General features: G+C 65.0%; 21 protein-coding genes. 11 read left to right on the top strand and 10 right to left on the bottom strand.

Annotation, left to right across the window (positions count from 1 at the left end; translation table 11 throughout):
- Window positions 1-13: 13 nt before the first annotated feature.
- The 3 genes from ING15_RS11295 to dapA all read right to left on the bottom strand — a co-directional run bounded on the left by ING15_RS11295 (window position 14) and on the right by dapA (window position 2,030).
- Window positions 14-574, bottom strand: coding sequence for a peroxiredoxin (locus ING15_RS11295; RefSeq protein ID WP_206454906.1), 561 nt, complete (start codon window positions 572-574; stop codon window positions 14-16).
- Between the two features lie 12 nt (window positions 575-586).
- Window positions 587-1,060 carry an SsrA-binding protein SmpB gene (smpB, locus tag ING15_RS11290; protein ID WP_206454905.1) on the bottom strand — a complete coding sequence of 158 codons (474 nt, stop codon included), beginning with the start codon at window positions 1,058-1,060 and terminating at the stop codon, window positions 587-589.
- An 88-nt stretch (window positions 1,061-1,148) separates the two neighbouring features.
- Entirely contained in the window at window positions 1,149-2,030 is an 882-nt protein-coding gene (gene dapA / locus ING15_RS11285) for a 4-hydroxy-tetrahydrodipicolinate synthase (RefSeq protein ID WP_206454904.1), read from the bottom strand.
- 318 nt (window positions 2,031-2,348) lie between these two features.
- Here dapA and ING15_RS11280 point away from each other — a divergent pair, with 318 nt between their 5' ends.
- A complete protein-coding gene (locus ING15_RS11280; RefSeq protein WP_206454903.1) occupies window positions 2,349-4,529 on the top strand; it encodes a lytic transglycosylase domain-containing protein in 2,181 nt (726 codons plus the stop codon).
- Window positions 4,530-4,592: 63 nt separating this feature from the next.
- On the opposite strand, the gene ING15_RS11275 is transcribed toward ING15_RS11280, so the two are convergent.
- The 4 genes from ING15_RS11275 to ING15_RS11260 all read right to left on the bottom strand — a co-directional run bounded on the left by ING15_RS11275 (window position 4,593) and on the right by ING15_RS11260 (window position 10,517).
- Window positions 4,593-4,820: a hypothetical protein gene (locus tag ING15_RS11275; RefSeq protein WP_206454902.1), complete on the bottom strand. Its 228-nt coding sequence runs from the start codon at window positions 4,818-4,820 to the stop codon at window positions 4,593-4,595.
- Between the two features lie 329 nt (window positions 4,821-5,149).
- A complete protein-coding gene (locus ING15_RS11270; RefSeq protein ID WP_206454901.1) occupies window positions 5,150-6,430 on the bottom strand; it encodes a porin in 1,281 nt (426 codons plus the stop codon).
- A gap of 316 nt (window positions 6,431-6,746) precedes the next feature.
- On the bottom strand, window positions 6,747-9,389 hold the full coding sequence (locus ING15_RS11265) for an AAA family ATPase (protein WP_206454900.1): 2,643 nt from the start codon (window positions 9,387-9,389) through the stop codon (window positions 6,747-6,749).
- Window positions 9,390-9,392: 3 nt separating this feature from the next.
- Window positions 9,393-10,517, bottom strand: a complete 1,125-nt coding sequence (locus ING15_RS11260; protein ID WP_210348860.1) for a metallophosphoesterase family protein — start codon at window positions 10,515-10,517, stop codon at window positions 9,393-9,395.
- A gap of 207 nt (window positions 10,518-10,724) precedes the next feature.
- On the opposite strand from ING15_RS11260, the gene ku reads away from it, so the two are divergent.
- The 4 genes from ku to ING15_RS11240 all read left to right on the top strand — a co-directional run bounded on the left by ku (window position 10,725) and on the right by ING15_RS11240 (window position 16,132).
- Window positions 10,725-11,675, top strand: a complete 951-nt coding sequence (gene ku, locus ING15_RS11255; protein WP_206454899.1) for a non-homologous end joining protein Ku — start codon at window positions 10,725-10,727, stop codon at window positions 11,673-11,675.
- A gap of 11 nt (window positions 11,676-11,686) precedes the next feature.
- Window positions 11,687-14,284 (top strand): DNA ligase D, encoded by a 2,598-nt coding sequence (ligD, locus tag ING15_RS11250; RefSeq protein WP_206454898.1) that lies wholly within the window; start codon window positions 11,687-11,689, stop codon window positions 14,282-14,284.
- 75 nt (window positions 14,285-14,359) lie between these two features.
- On the top strand, window positions 14,360-14,896 hold the full coding sequence (locus ING15_RS11245) for a gamma carbonic anhydrase family protein (protein ID WP_206454897.1): 537 nt from the start codon (window positions 14,360-14,362) through the stop codon (window positions 14,894-14,896).
- A 120-nt stretch (window positions 14,897-15,016) separates the two neighbouring features.
- Window positions 15,017-16,132, top strand: a complete 1,116-nt coding sequence (locus ING15_RS11240) for a pyridoxal phosphate-dependent aminotransferase (RefSeq protein ID WP_206454896.1) — start codon at window positions 15,017-15,019, stop codon at window positions 16,130-16,132.
- 123 nt (window positions 16,133-16,255) lie between these two features.
- On the opposite strand, the gene ING15_RS11235 is transcribed toward ING15_RS11240, so the two are convergent.
- Window positions 16,256-16,528 carry a sel1 repeat family protein gene (locus tag ING15_RS11235; RefSeq protein WP_210348859.1) on the bottom strand — a complete coding sequence of 91 codons (273 nt, stop codon included), beginning with the start codon at window positions 16,526-16,528 and terminating at the stop codon, window positions 16,256-16,258.
- Window positions 16,529-16,896: 368 nt separating this feature from the next.
- On the opposite strand from ING15_RS11235, the gene ING15_RS11230 reads away from it, so the two are divergent.
- On the top strand, window positions 16,897-17,244 hold the full coding sequence (locus tag ING15_RS11230) for a DUF2147 domain-containing protein (RefSeq protein WP_206454895.1): 348 nt from the start codon (window positions 16,897-16,899) through the stop codon (window positions 17,242-17,244).
- Between the two features lie 131 nt (window positions 17,245-17,375).
- Entirely contained in the window at window positions 17,376-17,714 is a 339-nt protein-coding gene (locus ING15_RS11225; RefSeq protein WP_206454894.1) for a DUF2147 domain-containing protein, read from the top strand.
- Window positions 17,715-17,811: 97 nt separating this feature from the next.
- Here the strand turns inward: ING15_RS11225 and ING15_RS11220 are convergent, their stop codons facing one another.
- Window positions 17,812-18,525, bottom strand: a complete 714-nt coding sequence (locus tag ING15_RS11220; protein WP_206454893.1) for a glutathione S-transferase N-terminal domain-containing protein — start codon at window positions 18,523-18,525, stop codon at window positions 17,812-17,814.
- Window positions 18,526-18,704: 179 nt separating this feature from the next.
- Between ING15_RS11220 and ING15_RS11215 the strand changes: the two genes are divergently transcribed.
- The 3 genes from ING15_RS11215 to ING15_RS11205 are packed head-to-tail and all read left to right on the top strand — an operon-like array spanning window position 18,705 to window position 21,472.
- Complete coding sequence (locus ING15_RS11215; RefSeq protein ID WP_206454892.1) at window positions 18,705-18,896, top strand: hypothetical protein; 192 nt, start codon at window positions 18,705-18,707, stop codon at window positions 18,894-18,896.
- Between the two features lie 45 nt (window positions 18,897-18,941).
- Window positions 18,942-20,444: an AMP nucleosidase gene (locus ING15_RS11210; protein WP_206454891.1), complete on the top strand. Its 1,503-nt coding sequence runs from the start codon at window positions 18,942-18,944 to the stop codon at window positions 20,442-20,444.
- Between the two features lie 8 nt (window positions 20,445-20,452).
- Entirely contained in the window at window positions 20,453-21,472 is a 1,020-nt protein-coding gene (locus ING15_RS11205) for an endonuclease/exonuclease/phosphatase family protein (protein ID WP_206454890.1), read from the top strand.
- A gap of 3 nt (window positions 21,473-21,475) precedes the next feature.
- On the opposite strand, the gene ING15_RS11200 is transcribed toward ING15_RS11205, so the two are convergent.
- A complete protein-coding gene (locus tag ING15_RS11200; RefSeq protein WP_206454889.1) occupies window positions 21,476-23,137 on the bottom strand; it encodes an electron transfer flavoprotein-ubiquinone oxidoreductase in 1,662 nt (553 codons plus the stop codon).
- 230 nt (window positions 23,138-23,367) lie between these two features.
- Between ING15_RS11200 and ING15_RS11195 the strand changes: the two genes are divergently transcribed.
- Entirely contained in the window at window positions 23,368-23,697 is a 330-nt protein-coding gene (locus ING15_RS11195) for a DMT family transporter (protein ID WP_232845700.1), read from the top strand.
- Window positions 23,698-23,729: the final 32 nt, after the last annotated feature.

The raw sequence follows: 23,729 nt of genomic DNA, 5'->3' as shown, positions 1-23,729 counted from the left end.
TCGTCTGTGACTGTCAGCGTCCGACGGCAAGATAGGCGATCACGTCCGCAGCGTTCCGGTCGGGCGGAAACACCGGATAGAAGACCTTTGCAATTCGCCCGTCGTCGATGATCAGCGTGGTCCGCTTGAGGTAGGCGCGCCCGCCGAGTTCGAAGGCCGGAAGCTTCAGCGCGTCGCGAAACGCGCCCTGCTCGTCCGACAACAGCGCGAACGGCAGATGCAGACGCTCGGCGGCTTCCCGCTGATCGGCGGGCGATTGCGACGACAGCCCGAACACGGCATCGACGCCGAGGGCGCGCAATTCGGCGAAATGGTCCCGGAACGCGCAGCTCTGCGGCGTACAGCCTCGGGCGCCGGGCATCTCGTTCCAACCTTGCGGCAGGTCGACGCCGGGCTTGCCCGTCATCGGATAGACATAGAGAACGATGCGACCGCCGATCGCCGACAGATCGACCCTCCGGCCGTCGGTCGCTTCAAGCGGCACCGACGGCCGCGTCAGGTCGAGAAGATGGTCCGCCGTCCCGTCGTCAATGGGCGGGGTCAAACCATCGGGGAGTTGCGCGAAATCGGCCATGGGCGGATCGCCCTACCCTTCCTTCAATATCCGTTGCTTTTGCCGGTTCCAGTCGCGCTCCTTGATGGTCTGGCGCTTGTCCGGCGCATTCTTGCCCTTGGCGACAGCGAGTTGAAGCTTGGCCACCCCGCGGTCGTTGAAGTAGATCCGTAGCGGCACGAGCGTCATGCCATCTTTTTGCACCGCCCCGGCGAGCCGGTTGAGCTCGGCGCGATGCACCAGCACCTTGCGGCGCCGTTTCGGCTCGTGATTGAAGCGGTTGGCCTGGAGATATTCCGGCAGGTTGGAGTTGATCAGCCACAATTCGCCGCCTTCTTCGGTGGCATAGGACTCGGCGATCGACGCCCTGCCGGCGCGCAGCGCCTTCACTTCCGTACCGGTCAGCGCCAGGCCGGCCTCGAGCGTATCCAGGATCTCGTAATTGTAGCGGGCCTTGCGGTTTTCCGCCGCGACATTCGAGCCCGTCGTCTTTTTCTTCTTGGCCATCAACCACCTCGCGCGCGCCCGATGCGCGCGCCCCTCACACGGCCGATATAGTCACGGCAACGCCACGGCGCGACGGACGGCGGAAAATTCAGTTCAACAGCCCGGCATGACGAAGCGCGGCATCGATGGCTTCCTCGGTTTCGCGATCCACCGGCACCAGCGGCGAGCGCAGCCGGTTGCCGACCTTGCCGAGCTTCGACAGCGCATATTTCACGCCCGTCGGATTCGGCTCGAGGAAGAGCGCCTTGTGCAGCGGCATCAGCCTGTCCTGCAAGGCAAGCGCGGCGACGTAGTCGCCCGCTTGGCACGCCGCCTGGAAATCGGAGCACAGGCGCGGCGCGACATTGGCCGTCACCGAAATGCAGCCGTGCCCTCCATGAGCGTTGAAGCCGAGCGCGGTTGAATCCTCGCCCGAGAGCTGGATGAAATCCGCGCCGCAGGTGATGCGCTGCTCGGAGACGCGATCGACCTTTGCCGTGGCGTCCTTGACCCCGACGATGTTGGGATAGTCCGCCGCCAGACGACCCATCGTTTCCGGCGTCATATCGATGACCGAACGGCCCGGAATGTTGTAGATGAGGATCGGCAGGGACACCGCCTCGGCCACAGCCGAAAAATGCGCGTAGAGCCCCTTCTGGTTAGGCTTGTTGTAATAGGGCGTGACGACCAGCAGGCCATCGGCGCCGGCCTGTTCGGCGAATTTCGCCAGGTCGATCGATTCGGCGGTGTTGTTCGACCCCGCTCCGGCGATGACCGGAACCCGGTGGTCCGTCACCTCGACGCAGATCTCGACCACACGCTTGTGTTCGTCGTGGCTCAGCGTCGGGCTCTCCCCGGTGGTGCCAACCGGCACGAGGCCGTTCGAGCCTTCCGCGATCTGCCAGTCGACGAAAGCGCGGAATTCCGCTTCGTCGAGCGATCCGTCCGCGGCGAAAGGCGTGATCAGCGCCGGCATCGAACCCTTGAACATTCTTTCCGTCACTCCCACAATTTTCCGCGGCGCTGGCATGGCCTCGGCTCGGTCCCCCGCTCGGTGCGGACCAGCGGTCGAAAGCGAGCGACCGCAATCCGGCCCCAGTGCGGTGCTAGAAACGCGGCACCATATTGAAGCGTTGACAGTGAAACAAGCCGAGCCGGAGAGCGCGCCGCAAGACCGTCTCGACCTCGCCCGGTAACCGCGCTTTAATCGTGTCCGTGAGAGATTTGCAAACCAATCCGGCCGTGCGAAGCGCGGCCGGAACCGGATCGGGCGCCGACGACGGGCGCCGAGGACTCCAAAAGGTTGGCCATGACGGCAAAGCTTTCCACCCGACGATTTTTGATCAGCGTACTGGCCGTCTCAATGCTGCCGGTCTCGGGCTTCGCCGACGAAACGATCCTGCCGCTGCTGGGTCCCAAGCCGACCCTGCGCCCCGTGGAACGGACCGCCGGGATCGCCATCGATCCCGCGCGCTTCGGCGGGGCCGTTCGTGCGCCGATGCCAAATCCGGTTCTGCGGCCGGCGGCCGCGCCGGCGCTTCCCGTTACCGCCGGCGCCTTTACTGCTTCGATCGCGGCGATGCCGCGGGTGGCTTCCGTTCGGCCAATGCAGGGCGAACTCAAGGACGGACTCCAGGCGCTGTCCGACCGCGATCCGGTCAAGGCACGGGCGATTCGCGAGGGGATGATGCCGGGATCCCTCGACAGGGACATACTGGCCTGGGCAATCGCCCTTCAGGGCGGCAAGGACGTCCCCGCGGTCGAGATCGCCCGCACCGCGACCGATCTAGCCGATTGGCCCGGCATGATCACGCTTCGAATCAACAGCGAAAAGGCGCTCTTCCGCGAGCGGCCACCGGCTGACGACGTCATCCGCGCTTTCGCCGGTGGTCAGCCGGAGAGCCCCGAAGGCGCCATGGCTTTGGCCCGAGCCTATCTCGCGGTCGGCGAAGTCGGGCGCGCCAAGAGCCTGATCGCGAAGATCTGGCGCGAGGAGCGGCTCGACAAGGACATCGAGCGTGCGCTGCTGGCCGACTTCCAGACTTTGCTGTCGCGGGCCGATCACAAATATCGCATGGACAAGCTGCTCTATGGCGACCGCGTCAGTGATGCGGGACGTGTCGCGGGCCTTGCCGGCACCAAGGAACTCTATGCCGCCCGCGCCGCGGCGATCCGCGGGGACGGGAACGCGGGCAAGCTGCTTGCCGCGGTTCCGAATGCCCAGCGCGCCGATCCGGGCTATCGCTTCGCGCTGGTCGAACACAACCGCAAGAAAGGCAAGATCAACGAAGCGGCCGATCTTCTGGTGGGAGCGCCGCGCGATCCTGCCTCTCTGGTCGATCCGGATGCCTGGTGGAACGAGCGGCGCATCGTCGCCCGCGATCTCCTTGATCTGGGCCAGCCGAAACTCGCCTATCGGGTGGCCAGCACCCACTCCGCCGAGAGCGCCACCGGGGCGGTCGAGGCCGAATTCCACGCCGGCTGGATCGCGCTGCGGTTCCTGAACGATCCGCGCACGGCATCCCGGCATTTCGCCGACATCATTCAACTGTCGAACAAGCCGCTGTCGCTGTCACGCGGCTACTACTGGCTGGGTCGCGCCGCCGAGGCGGGCGCTGGAGGTAACGCGGCGAACCACTACGCCGCGGCCGCACGCTACGGCTCCACCTATTACGGCCAGCTCGCCGCCGCCCGGCTCGGGCGGCCACCGGACGCGATCGCCTTCCCGCGGCCGAGTGACGCCGATCGCCGTCGCTTCGAGCAGCGCCGCGCGGTGCGCGCCATCCAACGGCTCGAGCAGATCGGATCGGACTGGCGGACAGACAGCCTCTATCGCGCGCTGGCCCGTGAACTCGAGAGCCCCGGCGAACTCGCGCTGCTGTCAGTCATGGCCGAACGACGCGGCGACCACGCCCTGGCTCTCCAAGTCGGCAAACTCGCCAATTGGCGCGGCGTCGACGCGCCGGCGCTGGCCTTTCCGATCGGCGTCATCCCGGCGAGCGCCAACATCTCCTCCGCCGGCAAGGCCTTGGCCTACGCCATCGCCCGCCAGGAGAGCGCGTTCAATCCCAAGGCGCGGTCGCCAGCCGGCGCGCTCGGCTTGCTGCAATTGATGCCCGGGACGGCGAAAAGCATCGCGCGCAAGGCCGGCTTGCCCTATTCTTCCGAGCGCCTGACCAGCGACCCGGGCTACAACGCCACGCTCGGCGCCCGTTTCCTTGGCGAACAGATCGCCGATTTCGGCGGCTCCTATGTCCTGACCTTCGTTGCGTACAATGCCGGACCACGCCGGGCGCGCGAGTGGATCGAGCGCTTTGGCGATCCGCGCGGCAAGTCCTTGGACGAGGTGATCGACTGGGTCGAGCGCATTCCCTTCACCGAAACGCGAAACTACGTCCAGCGCATCATCGAGAACTATCAGGTCTACAAGATGAGGCTCGGCGCGAGCGTCGACGTCGAACGGGATCTGCGGTTCGGGCGGGCCGGTTGACACCCGCCGCCTCGCTGCAAACGAGCGAGAGCCGGGCTGCGATTAGTCCGCCTCCCGGTGTTGCTACAGCGCGCGCGCCGGTGTGATCCTGGCTTCTCGCGCGATCCGGCCGGCCAAGCCGACCGTCCGCTCAATGACCCGGATCTCGTCATCGCCGAGAGCCGCAATCTGGTGAACGCGGAAGATGCCTCGCTCAAACAGCAGCCGCTCCACCGTCGGCCCGATTCCCTTGATCCAGGTGAGGTCGTCCGGCTTCGCGTCGGCGGCATGCGTGTTGACGTTTATTGCCACTCCGGCGGCGGCGGCGTCGGCCTTCGACCCCTCATCCGCAACCGCCTGTCACCCCGGCCTAGCGCAGCGCCGCCTAAAAAACGCGGCTGCCTTTCCCTCGCCTGCCGCATCGAACCGCGCGCCGCACCTAGCTGAACGATCCCGTTCAGCGCAATCGATAGGCTCCTATTGCCAAGGTCGGTATTCGCTAGCCGGCGCGGCGCCGCGACAATCGTTGCCGGCGAACGGGACGGCAGGGCCCGGGACGGGGGAGAAGTCCGTTTTTTCGCCGTCACAAATGAAAAAGAGCCCGGCGCGAACACCGGGCTCTCCAGACTGTGTAGCGACTCTTAGAAAGAACGGACGAAGCGGAGGAAGCCCGCCGTCTGATCGATCGAGTTGTCGACAAAGCCGTTCTGGCCGCTGAAGTCGATGTTGGCGTAAGAGATTTCCGCCAGCATGTCGAAATTCTTGGTGATCTCGTACTCGACGTTACCGACCAGCTTGTAGTACTCGCCGTTGCCGCGATTCGTGAAAGCGGTTGCCGTCGTGTAGCCGTACGTGTCGAAGGTCTCGCCGTAGACACCGGAGACCGCGACGCCGAGCTTGCCGAACGACTGCTTGTAACCGGCACCGACCTGCCACTCGACCGGCAGGGTGCCCGTCAGGAGGTCGATCTGGGTGCCGAGGGTACGAGCGTTCGAGAACAGGCCGATCGTCGAGTAGCTCGACGGGTCGAAGGCATAGCTACCCTCGACCTTCAGCTCGGAGTCGGCCACGATCAGGTCCTTGAGGGACAGACCACCCTTCAGAGCGAACGCGCCGTCACCGGCTGTGCTCGGATCGATACCGTTGACAAACGTTGCCGAGGCAGGAACGATCACGCCCGCACCGTTGATGACGAAGCCCGAACCCGCGGTGAAGGAAGCCGGGGTGACCAGACCACCCAGGACCTGCTCGTCGTATGAACCGGCGAGGTAGATCGAGCCCCAGCCACCGGCATAGGCCAGGCGACCGACAACGTCCGGAGCGAAATCACCCGTGCCGTCGTCTTCGAGCGACAGAGCAGCCGTGAAGCCATTTGCCGCGTAGGTGTAGGAGACGCGGTTGGTCTGATAGTCACCGACCGGCAGGTCCGTGTCCGTCAGCAGGCCGTCGCCCTCGGTCCAGAGGGTGTCCAAGTAACCCATGGTGAGGCCACCGAGCTGGATGTAGCCCAAGTCCATGCGGTAGTTGGCGTCGTTGCTGTAGGCACCGAAGGCGTTCTGAGCCTGGACGCGAGCGAAAGCGCGCAGGGTGCCCAGCTCGGTCTCTTCGCGAGCGTCGAAGTTCAGGCGAACGCGGACGACGGAGCCGGCCTGATAGTTGTCGCCCTCGGAGTTGCGAAGGTAGTCGTTGCCGAAGTCATCCTCGATGCCGCCAGCGACGTTGTACTGGAAACGCACATAACCGCCGATCGACAGGCAGGTCTCGGTGCCCGGAATGTAGTAGAAGCCGGCGCCGTAGACGTCGCAGACGCGAACGTAGTCGGCAGGCTCGGCGGCGACGGGCACGATGACGTCCGCAGCGCGGGCGCCGGAGACTGCGACGAGTGCCGCAGCGGAGCCGAGAAGAAGGCTCTTGATGTTCATGTTCTGACCTCCAGTCAAATTATAGGTTAGGGTTGGGCCTTGTTTATGAAGGACAGCCTTCCCTGCCCCATCCCCTTCTGCGAAAGTCCGAAGCGTTTGCCCCCGCGATCTTTCTGACGCGACATTATCCAGCACCGGTTCGGATGCAATCGCCTAATTGCCACAATGGGCGGGATGGGACGCTTTGGACACACCCCTGTTGCGGCGATGCAACTTTTTCGTTTACCCACTATTAAGGAATTGGCGAAAACAGCCGAAAAAAGCGCAGAACAGCTCCATCAGACGGCGAAGCGGCCGAAATGGCCCGTTTGCGGCCTCAGATTCGGAAGAGCGGCGCCCCCAGTCCGCGGAAATCGCGTTCGCGGCAGGTCAGAACGATGATCTGCAGCTCCGCCGCGGCCTTTTGCAGCACAAGATGCATGCGCTCCAGGCGTTTTTCGTCCGTATTGACCAGCGCATCGTCGAGAATCACCGTCGTCGGGTGGCCGCCCTTTTTCAGCACCTGCGCCAGCGCGATTCGGGTGACCACGGCCACTTGCTCGCGCGCTCCGGCCGAAAGGCGTTGGAAGTGTTCCTCGACCCCGGCGCGATGCAGCCCCCGAATTTCCAGCGTCGTCTCGTCGAACTCGATCTCGGTTCCCGGGTGGATCAGCCGCAGATAGGGAGCCACCTGCGTCTTGATCGGTCCCAGCCAGTGTTCGCGCGCCTCGCGCTGGGCCGTTAGCAGCGTCGCATGCAGCAGTTTTGAAGCCTCGGCCTCAAGCCGAAGGCGGCCCAGCCGCCGCTCGAGGACAGTCACCTCGCCCGCCATCCGATCGATGTCCTCGCCAAGAGCGATCAGCCCGTGGCCGCCGAGTTCGCCTTCCAGCGCCGCCGCTTCCTCGCGCAGGGCCACGACCTGCCGGCGAATCTCGATCAGTGCCCGGCGCTTGGATTGAAGGGTCAAGGTCACGGTTTCGGGATCGACGTCGGCCAATTCGCGTTGACGCTGATCGAGGACCACGGCCTTCGCGGTCCGCTCGACTTCGGCGGCGGCGAGATCTTCCGCCAGCGCCGCCCGGCTCCGCTTCGCTTCGGCCTCGAGATGCTCGTTCCGCAGCCGCTCGGCTTCTGCCTGGCGGAACCCGTCTTCCCCCTCCGCCGTCGCCAATTTGTCGGAAGACCCGGCCGCCCGACGGCGCATAGCGTCGAGCTCGGTATCCGCGGCCTCCAGCAGAGCCCTTGCGGCCCGGCGAGTCGCCCGACTTGCCGCTGGATCGGCCTTCGTCTGGTCTTCCTCGGCGAGTGCTCCCGTCGCCGCACGACGCTGGACGACCTCGCCTTCGTGAAGCTCGAGCGCGGCGGCAGCCTCGGATAGGCCTTCGGGCAGGATGGCCTCGAGCCGCGCCTTCAGGGTCTCCGCCGCGATCCGCCGCTCCTCGGCCGCCTGAACGCGCCGCCGCGCCTCGTCCAGCGAGGCAACCCCGTGTCGGGAGAGCAGCGTGGCGAATGCGGCCTCGGCCGTGGCTGCATCACGAGCCATGGCGCCGGCATCGGCGCCGGGCTCGATGACGATCCGGCCGAAACCTTCCAGATCGAAAACGCTGCGGCCGGTGATATCGATCGATCCTTCGGTCTCCACCGCCCGCCCGGTGTCGTCCAGCACAGCCTTACCGGCAGCCGGCTCCAACCACAGTTTCGGCGCGGCGACGGACAACCGAATCGCTGCCTCGCGGCGCGATTGCTCCGCCGCCTCGATCGCCGCCAGCGCCTTTTGATCGAGGCCGGCCCCAGTCGCGGCGTGGCGCAATTCGGAAAGCTGCTCCTCGATCGCGCGCGCGGTTTCGATCCGCTCGCGAGCCTTGGCCAGCTCTTCCTGCTTGCGCGACAGCTCGGCTCGAAGCTGAATCGCCTCGTCCGCCGCTTCGGCCTGATCGGCGGCGGCCTTGGCTTCGGCACGCCGCGATTCGAGCCGCGCGACCTCCGAGCGCTCCTCGACCGCCCGCGTACGCAGCGCAGCAAGGGAAGCGGCGATTGCCTCGGCCGCCTGCGACGCGTTCGCGCTCGCCTGGATCAGTTTGTCGCGCCGGCGCAGGATTTCGGCGGCGCCGTCGCGCTTGGCAAGCGCGTGACGAAGCTCGCGTTCGGCTTCGCCGCGTTCCCGGTCGAGCATCTCGGCGGCCCGGGAGGCGGTTTCCGCCGCCTCGACCGCGGCTTCCGCCTTGGCGATCGCGTCGTCGCGCTCGTAGGACTGAAGCGTTTCGCGCCGGCGCCGCAACCGGTCGAGCTTCTCGTCGTAATCAGCGCGAAGGGCCAGCTTAGCCTTGAGTTCCGTGCGCAGTTCCTCGCGCCGCTCTTCCGCCGCGCGGATCGGCGAGGCCGACGCCACGCGCAGCGTATCGGTGAAGAAGCGGTCCTGCAGTGCCTTCGTCGCGGCGAGCAGCGAGCGGCCACGCTCACCGCCGAGGATATGGCCCACCTCCCCTTCCAGCGAGGCGGTGACGGCATCCTTGCCGACGCCGATATCGAGGCCGCCGGTCGAGCGCCCTTGCTCGACCCAGAGAAGCCCGAACGCACCCTGATGCTCGCTGAGCTTGGAATCGCCGCGGCCGGGATGGGAAAAGCGGAACAACTCGGCCAGCCGCTCTTCCACCGCATCGCCGGACAGGCTTCCGCCCGGCCAGGACAGATCCGCCGACGGGCGCTGGACGAATGCCTTGCGAAGCGTGTAGGCGGTGCCGTCGATATCGAATTCCACCGCGACTTCCGGCCGCGCCTGGCGATTGTAGGGCGCCAGCATCTTCACCGCCTCGCCGCCGGCGCGATGTTTTTGGAAGAAGGCCGCCCGAAGCGCGGTCAACAGTGTCGATTTGCCGGCTTCGTTGTCGCCGACCACGACATTGAGCCCTGGCTCGAAATTCGGCAGATTGACCGAGCCGACACCGGCAAAATCCGTCAGTTTCAACGATCTCAGATACATCGCTCAGCCGTTCCCCGACGCGAGGCGCCGGTGTTCGACATAGGCCATCCGCAGCGCCAGCTTGGCCGCCGCGCGCTCGGGGTCCTGCGGATCAGTGCCCTTCGCCCGCAGCCGTTCGATCGCCACGCGCACGAATCCACCGACGTCGATATGGTCGAGATCCTCCTCGTCCGGCTCGTCCAGAAGGCCATCGTCCGACAGGCGCAGATCGAAAAGGCGCGCGCGCCAGTCTGCGAGCGCCTCGTCGAGCCGCACCCGCTCGCGCAGCGACAGGCTGCCGGACAGCGTCAGGTTTAGCAGTGTCTCGCCCGGACGCGCCAATGTCGCGAGCGCTTCGTCGAGCGCGCCGATGCCGCCGTCGAGCCGCACATCCATCGACCGCCAGTCGAAACGCGCAGTGCGGACCCGTTCGATCCGCGGCGCAACGCCCGGCGCGTCGATCTCAACGATCGCGACGTGACCTGGCGCATTGGCGGGATAGCGGTCCGGCTCCGGGGTCCCGGCATAGACCGTGCGCGGCGCGATCTCGACGAAGCCATGCCAGTCGCCGAGCGCCAGATAGTCGAGCTTTGCCCTGTGGGCCCGGTCGTCGGCGATGGGATTGCCGGCTTCGGCCTTTTCCGGCAGCCGGTTGAGCACCGCGCCATGGGCAAGGCCGACGCGCACTGCATGGGAGGGCGTTGCCGCGTGATCGAACCATTCGGTGAGATCGGCCCCCTCGCGGCGGCGGATCAGCGGCGCCGGGAAGATGACGAGCGCCCCGCCCTTCAGAACCGCCGGCTCGGGGCGATCCGCGATCATGATCGTCGCCTTGGTCGTCAGCCGGCGCAGGCGCGTCCAGACCGACACGCTCAACGCGGCATCATGATTGCCGGGCAACATCACCCATGGACCCCGGAAACCGGCCATGGCGTCAAGCGTGCGGTTCAGGTCGCGATCGCTGGCGTCATTGTTGTCGAAGGCGTCGCCGGCGACGAGCACCGCGTCGCAACCGCGCTCCTCGGCCAGCGCGGCGATGCGCGCGACGGCGGCGAAACGCTCGGCGCGCAGTTCACCCCGGCGGTCGGGCTCGAACGTGCCGAACGGCTTGCCGATCTGCCAGTCGGCGGTGTGAAGGATCCGGATCAAGGGCGGTGCCTTGGCTGATTCATCGATGGTCCCTGCTTAACCGCGCGCATGCCCTTGGCAAGAGGGGACGAAACGCGCCCCCGATTTTTCAGGTCCTCGGGACGCCTGCCGGGCGGCGCGGGAATGCTGACTGCTCGCCGGAACGAGTCGGGCCTTCACGCCGTTCTGTCTCCCGTAGCGGCAGTCATCATGTCCGGAGTTAAAAAAATGGCGCCACGCCCCGTTTGGAAAGGGCAGATACGTCTGTCGCTTGTCTCGATCCCCGTCGAAATGTTCTCGGCCACCCAGACCGGTGCGTCGATCAGCTTCCGCCAGATCCACCGCGAGAGCGGCAAGCGCATTCATTACGACAAGGTCGTGGACGGGATCGGTCCGATCGACAAGGACGACATCGTCAAAGGCTACGAGATCGCCAAGGACGAATATGTTCTCCTGACCGACGAGGAGATCGAGGACGTCAAGCTGGAGACGAAAAAGACGCTGGAGCTCGTCCAGTTCGTTGATACCTGCTCCATCCCGCCGCTCTATTTCAACAAACCCTATTACGTCGTACCGCAGGACGAACTCGCCGAGGATGCGTTCCGGGTGGTGCGTGACGCGCTACGCCAGTCGCAGAAGACCGGGCTCGGCCAACTCTCGTTGCGCGGCAAGGAGTACCTCATCGCCCTTCGCCCGTGCGGCAACGGCCTCCTGCTCGAGACGCTGCACTACGAGGACGAGGTCCGCAAATCCGATTCCATCTTTTCCGACATTTCCGACGCGGAGACGGATGAAGACCTGCTCGACGTCGCCGCCCAGCTGATCGCCAAGAAATCCGCGCCCTTCGACGCATCCGCTTTCAAGAACCACTACACCGACGCGCTGAAGAAGCTGATCGCCGAAAAGCGGAAAAAAGGCGGCAAGGCGACGATCGCGATCGAGGAAGACGAGCCGGCGCCGTCCAACAAGGGCAGCAACGTCGTCGACCTGATGGCGACGTTGAAAAAGAGCCTCGAGGGCGACGGTGGCTCCGCCGGGTCGAAGGCTGGCGCGGCGGAAAATCGCAAGCCATCCGCCAAGGCACGGACCACGAAGTCTCGCGCCGCCACGTCGGGCAAATCCGCGAAGAGCGCCAAGCCGGCGACCAAGGCCCCGCCCAGCCGGCGCAAGAGCGCCTGACGGTCGACGCGATGGCGGTGAAGGGCGACGATCTCCTCGGCACCTACCGCCAGAAGCGCGATTTTTCCAAGACCCGCGAGCCCGCCGGATCGTCGGCGCCGCACACCGGCGATGGCGCCTTGTTCTTCTGCGTGCAGAAGCACGACGCGACGCGGCTCCACTACGATTTCCGCATCGAATGGGACGGCGTCCTGAAAAGCTGGGCTGTGACCAAGGGGCCGAGCCTCGACCCCGCCGACAAGCGCCTGGCAGTCCGGACCGAGGATCACCCGATGGACTACGGGACCTTCGAGGGCACCATCCCCAAGGGCCAATATGGCGGCGGCACCGTCATGCTATGGGACCAGGGTTCGTGGGAGCCACTGGAGGACCCCGAAAAGGGTTTCGAGAAGGGCAGCCTGAAGATGCGCCTTGCCGGCGAGCGGATGCGGGGCAACTGGGCACTGGTGCGCATGAAGCCGCGCGGCAAGGAGACGCGGGAGAACTGGCTGCTGATAAAGGAAAAGGACGAGGCGGTGGACCGGCGCCGCAACCTTCTCAGCGCCGACAAGAGCGTCAAGACCGGCCTCACCATGGCGGCGATCGCCAAGGGTGACGAAAGCTGGGCCGAAACCCGGCGGCCCGGCGAGCCCGCCGCCAAGTCCAGCCGAACCGGGACCAAGAAGCCGGCCAAGGCAAAGGGGGGAGAAGGATCCACCGCCTCGCTGCCGCTGCCGCGTTTCCATCCCCCGCAACTGGCCACGCTGGTCGACGCCGCGCCCGAGGGCGATGGATGGCTGCACGAGATGAAATATGATGGCTACCGGGTCATCATCGCGGTCGGCAAGGGGCAGGTGCGGTGCTGGACCCGCAACGAAAAGGACTGGACCGACAAGTTCGGGCCGATCGGCGAGGCCGCGAAGGGGCTCGATTGCGGCAATGCCCTGATCGATGGGGAGATCGTCGCATTCGACGATAATGGCAAGACGGATTTCTCGACCCTGCAACGGCACCTCGGCGAGAGCGGTCCCCTCGCCTGCTTCTGCTTCGACCTGCTGCGCCTGGACGGCAAGGATCTGACCAGGCGGCCGCTCACCGAGCGCAAGGCCGCACTGAAGGCGCTGCTGGATCGTACGCCCACCGATCTGCTTCTTTATAGCGAGCACGTGTCGGGCAACGGCCCGGCGGTGTTGGAGACGATTTGCGGAGCCGGCCACGAGGGCATCGTCGCCAAGCGCGCCGACGCGCCCTACCGGTCCGGGCGCGGCAAGTCCTGGCTGAAGGTCAAATGCACGCGCCGGCAGGAATTCGTCGTCGGCGGCTGGTCGCCATCGGACAAGAAGGATCGTGCCTTCTCCTCGATCCTTGTCGGCGTCATGGAGGGCAAGACGCTGCGCTATCGCGGGCGAGTCGGCTCCGGCTTCGACCAAACCACGCTGACAGACCTTGCAGAGCGATTCGACAGCCTCTCGCGCAAGACCTCCCCCTTCGATACGCTGCCGAAGGACGTCAGGCGCGACGCCCGTTTCGTCATGCCGACGCTCGTTGCGGAGATCGACTTCGCCGAATTCACCGCCGACGGCCACATCCGCCACGGCGTGTTCAAGGGCTTGCGCGACGACAAGGAGGCCAAGGCCGTGACCGACGAGCTTCCCAGGCAGATGAAATCCGCGGGCGCGAAGCCGGCGAACGCGGAAAGGAGCACGGGAAGCCCATCCGCCTCCCGGCGCTCCGATGGCGCGCCCGTTACCGTCGCCGGTGTCCGGCTCACCAGTCCGGATCGCGTAGTCTATGACAGCCAGGGCGTGACCAAGCTCGATCTGGCGCGTTACTATGAAGCAGCAGCGGACCGCATGCTCGACCATGCCGGCAATCGCCCGGTCTCGCTGGTGCGGTGTCCGCAGGGCCGCAACAAGCACTGCTTCTTCCAGAAGCACGACACCGGCGGCTTCCCGGATGCGGTGAAGACGGTAGCGGTCCCCGAAAAGGACGGCGGCACCGCCGACTATCTGACCCTGCCAGACGCCGCCGCGCTTGTCGGCGCGGTGCAGATGGGAACGCTGGAATTCCACATCTGGGGCGCGCGCAACGATCTGCTGGAAAAGCCCGACCGGCTGGTCTTCGACCTCGACCCGGACGAAGGCCTGGGCTTTGCGGACGTGAAGGCGGCGGCTTTCGACCTTCGCGACCGGCTCGCCGGTCTCGGCCTCCAGAGCTTTGCCATGGTCACCGGCGGCAAGGGCGTGCATGTGGTCGTGCCGCTTGAACGACGGCAGGGCTGGACGGAGTTGAAGGCGTTCGCCAAGGGCTTTGCCCAGACACAGGCCAACACCGAGCCGGAGCGTTTCGTCGCCACCATGTCCAAGGCCAAGCGTAAGGGCCGGATTTTCATCGACTGGCTGCGCAACGAGCGCGGCGCGACGGCCATCGCTCCTTACTCCACACGCTCGCGCGCGGGGGCGCCCGTGGCAACACCCGTCGGCTGGGACGAACTGGAGACACTCGACGCAGCCAATGGCTTCGACATTGATGCTGTGCTGGAACGGCTGGAAGCGACCGACCCATGGGCGGACTATGGCTCCGCGCGCCAGTCCGTCACCAAAGCGATGCTTAAGGCCGTCTCCGAATGACCGATCACCGGACAGACGCTTGATTCCCATTCGGGCCTGACGCAATTTCGCCGCCGCAACCGGAGGAATTTGCTGATGCCCCTTTACGCACTCGACGGCGACCGCCCCGAAACCTCGCCCGACAGCGAGTTCTTCGTTGCGCCAGGCGCCCATGTCATCGGACGGGTGCGCCTCGGCAGAAATGCCAATATCTGGTTCGGCTCGGTGCTGCGCGGCGACAATGAATGGATGACGATCGGCGAGAACACCAACATCCAGGACAATTGTACGCTGCACAGTGACCCCGGCTTTCCGCTGACCATCGGCGCCGGCTGCACGATCGGCCACGGCGCCATCGTCCATGGCTGCACCATCGGCGAGAATTCGCTGATCGGCATGGGCGCGACGGTCCTCAACGGCGCCCGGATCGGCAAGAACTCGATCGTCGGCGCCAACGCGTTGGTTACCGAGGGCAAGGAGTTTCCCGACAATTCCCTGATCGTCGGCGCGCCGGCCAAGGTGGCGCGCATACTCGATGACGCAGCGGTCGCCGGGCTCGAGGCCGCAGCCGAGCATTATGTCGCCAACGCACGACGCTTCGCCAAGGGGCTCGAACGCGTCGATACCGAGTGATACGAGAACGCCGCCGCAACGGACGGAGCGACAGGCGACCGCCGCGTTGAATCAAAATCACAGCGACCCCGGTAGCCAATTGATTCCGCTTTGTGCGCTTAGCCCTTGATCTGGATCGCCATGCCACTCTTCACCTCCCTCGCCCGATCGCTTCCCGCCACCGTCCCCTTCGTCGGCCCGGAGGCGATCGAGCGCCGCACCGGCGTGCCGTTCAAGGCGAGGCTCGGCGCCAACGAAAACGTCTTCGGCCCGTCGCCGAACGCGGTCGCGGCCATGGCCGAAGCGGCGCACGGGAGCTGGGCCTACGGCGACCCGGAGAACTTCGAGCTCAAACAGGCGCTCGCCGGCCATCTCGGCATCGGCTTCGAGAACGTCACGGTCGGCGAAGGCATAGACGGTCTGCTTGGCTATCTTGTGCGGCTGACCTGCGGGCCCGGCGATGTGGTCGTGACGTCGCGCGGCGCCTATCCGACCTTCAACTATCATGCCATCGGCTACGGCGCATCAGTCGACTTCGTCCCCTACCGGGCGGACGATCATGAGGATATCGACGGCCTGGTCGAGCGGGCCAAGGCGCTGCGTCCGAAGCTCGTCTATCTCGCCAACCCGGACAATCCGACCGGCTCCTGGCACGAGGCCGCTGCGGTGGAGCGCCTGATCACGGAGCTACCGGAAGAGACGATCCTCGTGCTCGACGAGGCGTATTGCGACTTCGCTCCCGCTTCATCGCTGCCCCCGGTCACGTTGATGCGACCCAATCTCCTGCGATTTCGCACCTTCTCCAAAGCCTACGGCATGGCCGGCATGCGGATTGCCTACGCGATCGGCCAGCCGGACACGGTCGGTCAGTTCGACAAGGTGCGCAACCATTTCGGCGTGTCGCGCGTGGCGCAAGCCGGGGCATTGGCGGCGTTGAAAGATCAGGATTATCTGCGGGAGGCGATTGCCAAGATCATCTCCGCGAGGGCCCGGCTGGCCGACATCGCGCTACGGGCCGGGCTTCGCCCCCTGCCCTCGGCCACCAATTTCGTCGCCATCGATTGCGGCGGCGATGGCGACTATGCGAGCACGCTGCTCGAGGCGGTGATCCGCCGCGGCGTCTTTATCCGGATGCCGGGTGTGGCTCCGCTCGATCGGATGATCCGCGTCACGGTCGGACGGGATGAGGATCTGGCACTGTTCGAGACGGCCCTTGCGGGCGCGATCGCAGAAGTCGGCGCGCCCAAGGCGGCCTGACGTCGCGGTCGATCTCGAAGCCCAGAGCATCGGACCAAAACGCGGAATCCGGCGTCGGGTCGTTCCGATGCTCAATCGCCGTATTGGCGTGTCCTTTATGCACCCGACTGGGCGCACGGCACTCTAATGCACGGTCAGCCATTCGCGGGCGGCGCGCAACGCGGCCGCGATCTCCGACTTCGACATCTGTCCGGCGATATCCTGGCGATGGAAGGCGGCATCTTCGGCGCCCTTGCGGTCGGCCAGGTTGAAATACATGTGGGCGGCGATGAAATTTACTGCGCCGTCGCGGCCCGAGGCCGCCCGCATGCCGAGGTCGAGGAGGATGTCGGCGTCGACGAACGCGGCACCGTTGACCGTCGGTTCGGAGTAGTTCTGGAAGTCGATGCGAGCCATTGTCTTTGCGTCCCTGTCGCTATTGATCGGGCTGCTGTCCGATGGCGTCAGAATGACCGGCACGACTGAAAAGGCGATTAAAGTTCGAGCTTAATTAGACTTAAACGTCGCCGACGGAAAAGCCGCCCTCATATGCGGTAACGATTTGAAATGAACGGGCAATATCGATAATCGACTCAAATCGCGCGGGCCTCGGCTTTACCGGACGCTAACCGCGTTGCCACAAGGGCCAGCGCCCGGCGCGGCTTTCCCGGCTGTTTGGGGCCCGAACATGCCACTTGCGATTTTCCGCGTTTCAATTACGCTTACGTCAAGGGAATATAGGCGGGCGACGGTCGATCGTCCGGTCGTTCCCGTGGGAGGAAGAAATGAGATGCGTATTCCTTGCGGCAGCGTGCTTCGGCCTCGCCATGGCCGGCGTCGCAAACGCCGATCCGATCGAGGGCAAATGGCGGATGCCGTCCGGCTATGACGCCAGGATCGCGCCCTGCGGCAGCGCTTTTTGCTTGACCTATACGAACGGCCCCTACAAGGGCAAAACCTTCGGCCAAATGCAGCCCAAGGGCGGCGGCCAATATGCCGGCTCGGTGACCGATTACACCAAGGGCGGCAAGCAATATTCCGGCAAGGGCAACCTTTCCGGCAACACGCTGTCGATTTCGGGCTGCGTGCTCGGCGGCCTGTTCTGCCGGTCGCAGAACCTCAACCGTCTTTGACAGCGACCGCCTGCTGGAAACTCTCACGATGCGCTCGGCGCGCCATGCGGCGCACCCAAGCCGGGCCACCGTGCTGCCCAAATCCGACCCTACTGTTCGCGCGGGGACGTCCCAGCGAACAGGAACAGAGCATGCGCCAGCTACTCCTTGCCATCACCGCTATCGCGGCCATCACGTCGCCGACGCTCTCGGCCGAGCCGATCGTCGGAAAATGGCGCGCGCCGGGGGGCGGCATCGTCAAGGTGACGTCGTGCGGCAACGCCTACTGCGCTCAGGTCATTACCGGCGAGCACAAGGGCAAGTCGGTCGGGCAGATGTCCGGGGCCGGCGTGGAATATGTCGGCACCGTCACCGATCCCCGCGAGGACCGGACCTATAACGGCAAGGCGCGCGTGGAGGGTGGACGGCTGAAGCTGACCGGCTGCGCATTGAAGATCTTCTGCAAGACGCAAATCTGGGTCCGCGTCTGAGACCGCCGGCGCGGCTTTTCGTGAACCAACCCGCCGCAGTTTGCGGGTCGAGGTTCCTGTCTGACCGAGAACAACGCGGCGCCATTGTCATCCCGCGTCAGGCGCGGGCGCGTTGACCGAACAGGACGCTCTGGGCGTTGCTGTCGGTGGCCAGGTTCATCTTCTCGCGTTCCGCCTTGCCGATGTCCAAACCCTTGGAAACCGCCGGGCGCGATTTGACGACATCGAACCAGCGCCTGAGATCGGGAAACTGTTCCAGATCCTGACCCTGGTTCTTGTAGGGCACCACCCAGCCGATCGCCGCCATGTCGGCGATCGAATAATCGGCGCCGCCGAGATAGTCGTTGTCCTTCAGGCGTCGATTCATCACCCCGTAGAGCCGGTTCACCTCGTTGGTGTAGCGGTCGATTCCGTAGGCGATCTTCTCGGGCGCGTAATTGCGAAAGTGATGGGCTTGGCCCGCCATCGGCCCGAGGCCGCCGACCTGCCAGAACAGCCATTCCTCGACCGCGACCCGGGCCCGTTCCTCGCTCGGATAGAATTTGCCGAACTTGCGGCCGAGATATTGCAGGATCGCGCCGGACTCGAACACCGAGATCGGCGCGCCATCCGGCCCCTCCGGATCGACGATCGCCGGCATCCGGTTGTTCGGCGCGATTGCCAGGAATTCCGGCTTGAACTGGTCGCCCGCGCCGATATTGACGTATTCGATATCGTAGGGGAGGCCGAGTTCCTCCAGCATGATGGAGATTTTCCAGCCGTTTGGCGTCGGCCAGTAATACAGCTTGATCGGATCGGACTGGGTCGGCATCGCAGAAATTCCTGTCATCGCGAGTTGGCGTGACCACCGACCTAGGGCCGCGAAGGCGAAGCGCAAAGCTGAATTCCATCCAACGCAGCGTTCATCATCGGCGTCCGGCCCGGCGTTTTTCGTCAGCTTCGGTTCAGGCAGCCCGTGCAAACATGGGAAAAATCGTTTAGGACGACGCCATGATGACGCGATTGACAATCATCACCGCGCTAATCGCGCTCTTTGGGGTGAGCTTCAGTTTTCTGGCCCAGAACTCCGTGAACCGCCCCGGCAGCGCCTTTGCCTCGGTGGCGGGAAGCGATTGCGGCTACCGGAACGGAATCGTCTGTCCGCTTGAACGCGATCCGGTCACAACGCGGGCGAAATTTTAAGCCCGCTCGTCTTCTCCGCGCCATGCCGGCGAGCTAAACAAGGGCATGACCAAGCCCTTTCCGTTGCCGGCCGATCCCGATTTCCAGACCCCCGAGCCCGCGCGGCAACGGCCCTTCAACGACGCGGGTGAGGCCGTGGCCGAACTGACCCGGCTTTACGACCGGTCGGTCGGGTTTCTGTCCGACACATTCGATAGCGTTTTAGAGAAGGGCCGCGGGGGCAAGCGTTACCGCGCCTACTATCCCGAAATCTCGCTGACGACGGCGACCCACGCGAGGGTCGATTCCCGGCTCGCCTTCGGCCATGTCCCGCGGCCCGGCCGCTATGCCGCGACGATCACCCGTCCCGATCTGTTCGAGCGCTATCTCGTCGAGCAGGTCGACCTTTTGATCCGCAATCACGGTCAGCCCGTCACGGTCGGCGATTCGACCACGCCGATCCCGTTGCACTTCGCCTTCAGTGAAGGCTCCTACGTCGATGGAGGGTTGGCCGAGAAACTCGATCGCCCCTTGCGCGATATCTTCGACGTGCCCGACCTGGAGGCGACCGACGACCGGATCGTCAACGGCAATTTCGAGCCGCGGGACGGCGAGGCGCTACCGCTCGCACCGTTCACCGCGCAACGGGTCGACTATTCGCTGCACCGGCTTTCGCATTATACCGCGACCAGACCGGAGCACTTTCAGAACTTCGTCCTGTTCACCAACTACCAGTTCTATGTCGACGAGTTCTGCATGCTGGCGCGCGAGATGATGGCGGAAGGTGGCGGCGGCTATACCGCCTTCGTCGAGCCCGGCAACGTCGTCACCCCGGCCGGCACGCGCGAGCCGAGCGAAGGCATGGCGCCGCTTCGGCTGCCGCAGATGCCGGCCTATCACCTGAAACGCGACGACGGCCACGGCATCACCATGGTCAATATCGGCGTCGGCCCCTCGAACGCCAAGACCATCACCGACCACATCGCGGTCTTGCGGCCGCATGCCTGGCTGATGCTCGGACACTGCGCGGGATTGCGCAACAGCCAGGAACTCGGCGACTACGTCCTTGCCCATGCCTATGTGCGTGAGGACCACGTCCTCGACGCCGATCTGCCGCTGTGGGTGCCGATCCCGGCGCTCGCCGAGGTACAGGTGGCGCTGGAGCGAGCGGTGGAGGAGGTCACCGGCCTGTCAGGCTACGAGTTGAAGAAGATCATGCGGACCGGGACTGTCGCGACCATCGACAACCGCAATTGGGAATTGCGCGATCACAAGGAACCGGTGGAACGCCTGTCGCAGTCTCGGGCCATCGCCCTCGACATGGAATCGGCGACGATCGCGGCGAACGGTTTTCGTTTCCGCGTTCCCTACGGCACCCTGCTCTGCGTCTCCGACAAGCCGCTGCATGGCGAACTGAAGCTCCCCGGTATGGCGACGGAATTCTACAAGCGGCAGGTCTCGCAGCATCTGCGGATCGGCATGCGTGCGCTCGAACTGATGTCGGAGCTGCCCTCAGAACGGGTGCATTCGCGCAAGCTGCGCTCGTTCTTCGAGACCGCGTTCCAGTAGGCGGCGCCGTGTCGAACCCCCGCCCTTCCGACCGGCGCCGCATCAGCCGCGCCTTTGCGCAGGCGCTTGCGCTCGCTGCGGCGTTGGCGTTCGCCAGCGGCTATTTCGGCGACATCGTGCCGTTCTTCGATTCGCTGGCCCACTTTCGCGCGCATCTGGCCGCGCTCTTGTTGCTCGCCGGGCTTGCGCTCCTTGTCATCCGACCTGTCACGACGGGTCTGGCGGCGATCATCCTCGGTGCGTTCGGTTTTTTTTCGGTCTATCCGGCGATGCTGCCCGCATCGTCTCCAGGCAAAGCCATCGCGGCACCGGCGCGCTACACCTTACTGCAGATGAACCTGCGCTGGAGCGCCACCGATCGCACGGCGGCGATCCGGCTCATCGGGGAACTTTCGCCCGACGTCGTGACCCTGCAGGAGGCGCGAAAAAAGTGGCGGCCGCTGCTGCAATCCCTCTCCGCGCGATATCCCTACCGGTTCGATTGCACTGGTCCTCGCGCCTATTTCGATGTCGTGATCCTGTCGCGTCGGCCCTTCGCAACCGACGAGCCGGGCGATTGCGACCGTCCCGGCACATTTGCCAGCCGAACCGTCGATTTCAACGGCCAGGCGCTCACCATTGCCACCCAACATCTGACCTGGCCCTGGCCGGGAGGGCAGTGGCGGCAGCTCGAACGGCTGCAGGATCGTCTCCGACGGCTCCGCCGGCTCGGGACGCCCGTCCTCATTGCCGGCGATTTCAACGCAGCACCCTGGAGCGCGGCGCTGAGAACCTACGCCGCCGCGAGCGGCACCGGGATCGTGCCGAATGTCGGGCCCAGCTGGTTGTTCCGGCCGCTCACCGGCTGGCTCGCGCCCTATGCCGGCCTGCCGATCGACAACGTTCTCGTCTCGCCGGGCGTGAAGATCATCAGTGTCGGGCGGCAGCCGGCGACCGGCTCGGATCATCTGCCGCTGCTGGTGACATTCGGTGTCGCGGGCAACACTTCGGGAGCCGATGCCACGTCTACAATCGTCGAACGCCAATAAGTCTCACATCACCTGATAGACCGGCCCCTCGCCGCCCTGGGGCGGGACCCAGTTGATGTTCTGGTTGGGGTCCTTGATGTCGCAGGTCTTGCAGTGGACGCAGTTCTGGGCGTTGATCACGAATTTTTCGGCGCCGTTCTCCTCCACCCATTCATAGACGCCGGCCGGACAATAGCGCTGCGACGGGCCGGCATAGACCGCCCATTCGGACGAGTGCTGCAGCGCCGGGTCCTTCACCTGAAGATGGACCGGCTGGTCCTCCTCGTGATTGGTGTTGGACAGATAGACCGAGGAGACCTTGTCGAAGGTGAGGACGCCATCGGGTTTGGGATAGGCGATCTTTTCGTGCTTGTCCGCCGGTTCCAGGCAGGCGTAATCCGGCTTGCCGTGCTTCTGCGTGCCAAACAGGGAAAAGCCGAAGAGCGAATTCGTCCACATGTCGAGACCGCCGAGCGCGATGCCGAGCATCGTGCCGTATTTCGACCAGAGCGGCTTGACGTTCCGGACCGGCTTCAGGTCCTTGCCGATCGGTGAGGTCCGCCACTCGTCCTCGTAGGCCGCCAGCCGGTCATGCGAACGGCCCGCCTTGATCGCCTCGGCCGCCTTTTCCGCCGCCAGCATGCCCGAACTCATGGCGTTGTGGGCACCCTTGATGCGCGGCACGTTGACGAAGCCGGCCGAGCAGCCGATCAGCGCGCCGCCCGGGAACACGAGCTTCGGCACCGACTGCCAGCCGCCCTCGGTGATCGCGCGGGCGCCATAGGCGATGCGCTTGCCGCCCTCGAGCAGCTTGGCCACGTCGGCGTGGGTCTTGAACTGCTGGAATTCCTCGAAGGGCGAGAGATACGGATTCTTGTAGTTCAGGTGCATGACGAAGCCGACGTAAACCTGATTGTCGCCGAGATGGTAGAGGAACGATCCGCCCCCGGTACCGCCGTCGAGCGGCCAGCCGAAGGAGTGCTGTACGCGGCCGGGCTTCGACTTCGACGGCTCGATCTCCCAGAGCTCCTTGAGACCGATGCCGAACTTTTGCGGCTCGCGTCCCTCGTCGAGCCCATAAGCCTTGATCAGCTGCTTGGCGAGCGAACCGCGGACGCCCTCGCCGATCATCACGTATTTGCCCATCAGCGCCATGCCGCGCTGATAACTCGATCCCTGTTCGCCCTCGCGTGTCACGCCCATGTCGCCGGTCGCCACGCCGATCACCGCATTCGACTCGTCATAAAGAATCTCGGAGGCGGCGAAGCCCGGATAAATCTCGACGCCGAAGGCTTCGGCTTTTTCCGCCATCCATTTGCAGACGAGGCCGAGCGAGACGACGAAATTGCCGTGATTGCCCATCAGCTTCGGCATCAGGACATTCGGCAGGCGGATCGAGCCCTGCGGGCCGTAGAAATAGAACCGATCTTCGGTCACTTCCGTCTTGATGGGCGTATCTTCCGCGCGCCATTCCGGCAGCAGGCGATCCAGTGCCGACGGATCGAGGACGTTGCCGGACAGAATGTGCGCGCCGACTTCCGCGCCCTTTTCCAGAACCACCACCGTCAGGTCGGGGTCGATCTGCTTCAGACGAATGGCCGCCGCCAGTCCCGCCGGACCGGCTCCGACGATGACCACGTCGAACTCCATCGATTCCCGTTCGGGCAGAGTTTCGGCTTCGCTCATCGTCTCATCCCTTGTCCCGGTTCCCGCCGATCGACCCGGCCGCATGGCCACGACCGCACTATTTTGCGCTACACTAGCGCTCCCGCGTGTTCGGACGAGAGTTCTATCGTGATCGACCTTAACGTCAATCCGGTGATGCGATGGCCTATCGGGCTCCGTCGCACCGCTTGACCGAAGCGCGCGGGGCGGTGCTAGACAGAGGATGTCGAGCGCGCCGGGGGGGGGCGGATTTGAATTTTCTCTATCTGAGTGTCGCGATCGTCTGCGAAATCATCGGGACGACAGCCTTGAAATCGTCCTTCGGCTTCACCCGCCTGGTGCCGTCGCTGGTGACGGTCGGCGCCTATGTGCTGGCCTTTTATTTCCTGTCGCTGCCGCTTCGCACCCTGCCGGTCGGCATCGTCTATGCCATCTGGTCCGGCACCGGAATCGTGCTCCTGGCATTCATCGACCTGTTCTGGTTTCGGCTGTCGATCGATTTCGCCGGCTTCGTCGGCGTGGCCCTGATCCTCGCGGGCATCATCGTCATCAACCTGTTTTCCCAGACCGTCGGCCATTGAAAGCACGCGCGCAAGATTCCGGGCAGCCATCG

Source organism: Aurantimonas marina, assembly GCF_017183135.1.
In the GTDB taxonomy this organism is placed as follows: domain Bacteria; phylum Pseudomonadota; class Alphaproteobacteria; order Rhizobiales; family Rhizobiaceae; genus Aurantimonas; species Aurantimonas marina.
The sequence above is the reverse complement of the archived record's forward strand: the minus strand, read 5'-3'. Positions and strand labels throughout refer to the sequence as shown.